Raw genomic sequence first — 5,668 nt, forward strand, 5'->3', positions numbered from 1 at the left:
CACATCCATCAACTTAAGAAAATAGACTATTCTTAAACTTAAAAGCACGTTACTATTCTCTTATGTTAATGAGAAAGGGTGACGTGCTTTTTATGAATATGCATCAAAAACAAGAGCTGTCTTTATTTGCCGAAGAGTTATATCGATATATGTCTCCCGCTACACTTAATCAATTAGCTATAGAAGCAGGTGGAATGAAACGAAAACGTAAGTGCCATGGGCACCATTTTTTATCTTTGTGTGTATGGTTAAATCAACAAATCGCTACAACCTCTCTTACTCAACTTTGTAGTCAATTAGAAACTTCAACAGGAATTTTATTAAGTCCTGAGGGACTGAATCGACGATTTAACTCGGCTTCTGTAGCCTTCTTTCGAACTGTATTTACTACACTTCTACAAGCTAAAATTGGAGGATCATCTACAATTTCTCATTCTCTTTCTGCTTACTTTGAGCGGATTCGCATCCTTGATTCTACAACCTTTCAAGTTCCAGATCGATTCGCAGCTACTTATCCTGGTGCCGGAGGCTGTAGTCATACAGCTGGTGTAAAAATTCAATTAGAGTATGACTTGTTGAGTGGAGAGTTTTCTGATGTGAAAATTGAACCAGGAAAACGAAGTGATCAGGCATATGGGGCGACTCGAATGGACATGACACAAAAGAATGAACTATATATTCGTGACTTAGGGTATTTTCGTTTACAAGACTTTAAATCAATCCAAGATAAGGAAGGGTATTATTTATCGCGTCTTAAATTACCAACTAAAATATATAGAAAAGAATTCGAAACAGTGGTATTTAAAACAAAACCTGCTCAATTGAGACCGGTATATATACAAATTCATTTGGAAGACATCATGAACCAATTACAACCTGGCCAAGTTTATGAATTACAAGATGTATATGTAGGGAGCAAAGACAAACTACCCACTCGCATTGTGGTTTATAGATGTACAGAGGCGCAAAAACAGAAACGTCTACATGATCGAGCTATTCGTGAAAAGAAAAAAGGGATTACATATACAGATCGTACGAAACTTTTACAAGGAATTACGGTATATATGACAAACATTCCTACGGAATGGGTACCGAAAGAGAAAATCTATGATTTATATTCACTGCGTTGGCAAATTGAGCTGTTATTTAAAATATGGAAATCTTGGTTTCGAATTCATCGTTGTAAATCTATTAAACAAGAGCGATTAGAATGCCACCTTTATGGACAACTCATTAGTATTCTATTATGTTCTTCTACTATGTTTAAAATGAGAGAACTCCTATTACGTAAGAAACAGAAAGAACTAAGTGAATATAAAGCGATGTACATAATTAAAGATTATTTCTTACTTTTTCATCAAGCACTACATAAAAACACCCAAGAATTATCAAAGATTCTCCTTCGTCTGTTTAACCTCCTACAGCGAAACGGACGAAAATCTCACAGATATGAGAAAAAAACAGTCTTTGATATTTTAGGTGTTGTGTATGAGTATACCACTTCTGCCCATCAGGTAGCATAGCGAAAAATTTGAAACCCGTCAGGGTTTATTTGACGTGCCTACTTTTATAACATCTATAAAAGATAATAAAAAACTACGTGGAAAGACCGCATTTTGTATAAAAATATACGTTAAGTTGATGGATGTGTGGCGAGACCCCACATCCATCAACTTAAGGATTTAGACTATTTTTGAAGTTAAAAGCACGTTACTATTTTCTTATGTTAATGAGAAAGGGTGACGTGCTTTTTATGAATATGAATCAAAAACAAGAATTATCTTTATTCGCTGAAGAGTTATATCGATATATGTCTCCCGCTACACTTAATCAATTAGCCATAGAAGCAGGCGGGATGAAACGAAAACGTAAGTGCCACGGGCACCATTTCTTATCTTTGTGTGTATGGCTTAATCAACAAGTCGCTACTACCTCTCTTACTCAACTATGTAGTCAATTAGAAACTTCAACAGGAGTTTTATTAAGTCCGGAAGGACTTAATCGGCGATTTAACTCGGCTTCTGTAGCCTTCTTTCGAACGGTATTTACTACATTGGAGGCGTATCTAAGATTTCTCATTCTCTTTCTTCCTACTTTGAGCGCATTCGCATCCTTGATTCTACAACCTTTCAAGTCCCAGATCGATTCGCATCCACTTATCCTGGTGCCGGAGGATGTAGTCATAAAGCTGGTGTGAAAATTCAACTAGAGTATGACTTGTTAAGTGGAGAATTTTCTGATGTGAAAATTGAACCAGGAAAACGAAGTGATCAGGCGTATGGTGCGACTCGAACAGGCATGATACAAAAGAATGAGCTGTATATTCGTGACTTAGGATATTTTCGTCTACAAGACTTTAAGTCTATTCAAGACAAGCAGGGGTATTATTTATCTCGTCTTAAGTTACCAACTAAAATATATAGAAAAGAGTTCGAAACAGTGGTATTTAAAACAAAACCCTCTCAATTAAAACCGGTATATATACAAATTCATTTGGAAGACATTATGAAACAATTACAATCTGGCCAATTGTATGAATTACACGATGTATATGTAGGGAGTAAAGACAAACTGCCTACTCGTATTGTAGTTTATAGGTGTACCGAGGAGCAAAAACAGAAACGCCTACGTGACCGAGCTATTCGTGAAAAGAAAAAAGGAATTACATATACAGAGCGCACGAAGCTTTTACAAGGTATTACGGTATATATGACAAACATTCCTACGGAATGGGTACCAAAAGAGAAAATCTATGATTTATATTCATTACGTTGGCAAATTGAGCTGTTATTTAAAATATGGAAATCTTGGTTTCAAATTCATCGTTGTAAATCTATTAAACAAGAGCGATTAGAATGTCATCTTTATGGGCAACTCATTAGCATTCTATCATGTTCTTCTACTATGTTTAAAATGCAAGAACTCCTATTACGTAAGAAACAGAAAGAGCTAAGTGAATATAAAGCGATGTACATAATTAAGGATTATTTTTCACTTTTTTACCAAGCATTACACAAAAACACCCAAGAATTATCAAAGGTTCTCCTTCGTCTGTTTAACCTCCTACAGCACAACGGACGAAAATCTCATCGATACGAGAAAAAGACAGTCTTTGATATTTCTTACGATTAGTCAATCATTATTTTTAGATTTTTAATCAATTAAATATCGCATATATTAAATTTAATGCAAACTAAATACCCATAATATGTATTCATTTTTTTACTAGGGGGAATAAATATAGTATGATGAATGAGACTATGATTTCAGGCGGTTAACCGATAATCATAGTGTATATTATGTGTAATAAGGTAGAAGAGAAGCTTCAATAACTTATTTACACATGCGATTGACGCAACTTTATGACATTTGTTATAAGGTTGCGTTTTTAATTTATCATAATACTCAACAATGTGGTTCTGTCCGTAACGACGTAGTTTTATCATGTTCTGGATAATGAGAAAAAGAAGCTTACGCAGATGCTTATTTCCACGTTTATTGATCTTATCTTTGAAAAAAGTTTTTCCTGATTGAAAACGGCGTATATCAATACCTGCAAATGCATTAAGTTGTTTGTTATTCTTGAAGCGAGTAATATCACCGATTTCAGCTAACAAACGTATAGCCGTATTGGGACCTATTCCCGGAAAACTAAGAATAATTGGATATTCTGTGCGACTTTCAGCTAATCGTACCATCTTCGTGATACACTGTTCTTTTTGATGAAGGAGCTCCTGATAGCGTTTCGCGTACGATTTGAGTTGTTCACATAAAACGTCATCCTGACGTACGGCTGGATAAGAATACCTAGCAGCCTCAAGTACTTCCATAGCCTTCTTTTCTGCTATACGGGTTGAGATGTTTTTGTTGGTATTCCTACGAATCTGATTCTTCATGACCGTTTTAGAAAGATTTTGAACAAAATCTGGGTGAGGGAATAATTGAACAAATTTTAGAAATAAATCTGACTTAGTTATGAAAATCTGTTCCAATTCCGGAAATGTCAATTGAATGACTTTATGCATTCGGCTACGAATCAAAGATAATTCGTCATCCAGTTCATTATAAAACCTTGAGAGTGATTTTAATTGATAAAATAAGTTATCTGTGCCTGTCTTTTCCCTCCGGGAAGCCGTAAAATGTGTGAGAGCTAATTGATGCGCGTCGCTTCTATCGGTTTTATGAATCCGTAAGGAATCACATTGTAATTTTGCTTCTAAAGGGTTCAACAGAAAGTATTCAAACTTGTTATCTTGCATAAAACGCTCTAGTTGTCTCGAATAGACACCAGTTGCTTCGAACACAATGTGAGGTGATTTCTTATTTTCATTCATAAGTTGATCTATTCGTTTTCGTAGTTCTTCAAAATCAGGCTTAGAATGATTGATTTCACTTTCAAAAATACATTGTTTTTGAGCATTATAAATAACCATATAACTCTTTCCCATACTAACATCAAACGCAATTACATGTTGCATACTTTGCCTCCTTATGTAGAATTGAAGTCCTCATCTTACTCTTATCGATTCCCATTTCTTATACACGATCTCAAGGATCCACATACTAAACTGATTCAAATAAGGTAAGTGAAGAAGGTCTGTTTTGGGTACGGATTTAAAATCCCAATATCAAAGCGACCTACTCTTCACTTCTACTATAAAAAATAGTAGTGTAAACCAATGCATTGGTCCACACTACTAATCTTAGTATGTTTTGGGTGTTGTCTATGAGTATACCACTTCCATTCATCAGGTAGCATAATTATAGTGAAAAAATTGTAACCCTTCAGGGTTTATTTGATATGCCTACTTTTAGGATATCTATAAAAAATAATGAAAAACTACATGGAAAGATCCGCCTTTGTATAAACATATACCTTAAGTTGATGGATGTGTGGCGAGACCCCATCGCTATCAAGCTAAGATTTTTAATTACCCCCAGAACGACAATTTCATGCATCATTGACTACTGATAATGATGCGTTATGTAGACCTCACAGATAGATATGGGTATACAGTTCTTCTTTTATGGTACACTTCAATAAAAGGGGGTAAGAGGTTTGAAAAAGTGGATTAAAATCACATCAACCTTAGTTATTGCTATAGCAGTTGGTATTTTTACTGGTTACAAAGTCGGTACGTATGCAGGTTCAGACGTTAAGGAAAAGCAGACTGAGAGAATTAAAGGGGAAGAGGTAATACTTGACCTCAACTCTGATCGTCATATAATCAATGCAATGCACAAAATGACTCATCAAAAAGTATTATCTCACGAAAAGCAAGGATTTATCAAAATGACTCCAGAAAATATCGGAAAAGTACGTCGAGCGATTGATGAAAGTAATAGTGGAACCTTACAACATAAAGAACAGTACCTTAAGATGTTGGTTCGTTGGTATGAAGGCGATTTCTCTCAATCGGTTGAGGAGCATAATTTATTATGGGAATGGGACAATAACAGCACTGGTAAAGCATACAAATTAGCGACACCGGAACAAGAAGAAGCATACATTTTAGAACAAGCGAAGTCTGAAAAATAATAAAGGGGTATCGTCGCCTCGCTATCAAACTAATAAAAAGAAATGCCACCCTAAAATGAAAAAATGCGCTATTCTTTCTGTAGAATCATAGGAAAGGATGGCGTTTTTTATGTCTGTTTCTGTGTCTGA

3 protein-coding genes and 1 pseudogene are annotated in these 5,668 nt (G+C 35.2%); 3 read left to right on the forward strand and 1 reads right to left on the reverse strand.

From position 1 onward, the window contains the following. The first annotated feature begins 92 nt into the window (after window positions 1-92). On the forward strand, window positions 93-1,523 hold the full coding sequence (locus tag ACO6VI_RS32565) for an IS4-like element ISBce2 family transposase (protein WP_422424664.1): 1,431 nt from the start codon (window positions 93-95) through the stop codon (window positions 1,521-1,523). 230 nt (window positions 1,524-1,753) lie between these two features. Continuing rightward, window positions 1,754-3,132 (forward strand): annotated as a pseudogene (locus tag ACO6VI_RS32570) (IS4 family transposase). A 134-nt stretch (window positions 3,133-3,266) separates the two neighbouring features. Here the strand turns inward: ACO6VI_RS32570 and ACO6VI_RS32575 are convergent. Continuing rightward, window positions 3,267-4,478, reverse strand: a complete 1,212-nt coding sequence (locus ACO6VI_RS32575) for an IS110 family transposase (RefSeq protein ID WP_422425164.1) — start codon at window positions 4,476-4,478, stop codon at window positions 3,267-3,269. A gap of 581 nt (window positions 4,479-5,059) precedes the next feature. On the opposite strand from ACO6VI_RS32575, the gene ACO6VI_RS32580 reads away from it, so the two are divergent. Continuing rightward, window positions 5,060-5,539, forward strand: a complete 480-nt coding sequence (locus ACO6VI_RS32580; protein WP_048565371.1) for a PRK06770 family protein — start codon at window positions 5,060-5,062, stop codon at window positions 5,537-5,539. Window positions 5,540-5,668 lie beyond the last annotated feature (129 nt).

It is taken from the genome of Bacillus sp. PSXD-155 (assembly GCF_049310765.1).
GTDB lineage: Bacteria > Bacillota > Bacilli > Bacillales > Bacillaceae_G > Bacillus_A > Bacillus_A cereus.

Coding starts and splice junctions, on each gene's coding strand:
- ACO6VI_RS32575 (WP_422425164.1), bottom strand. CDS start 4,478: ATGCAACATGTAATTGCGTTTGATGTTAGTATGGGAAAGAGTTATATG.
- ACO6VI_RS32565 (WP_422424664.1), top strand. CDS start 93: ATGAATATGCATCAAAAACAAGAGCTGTCTTTATTTGCCGAAGAGTTA.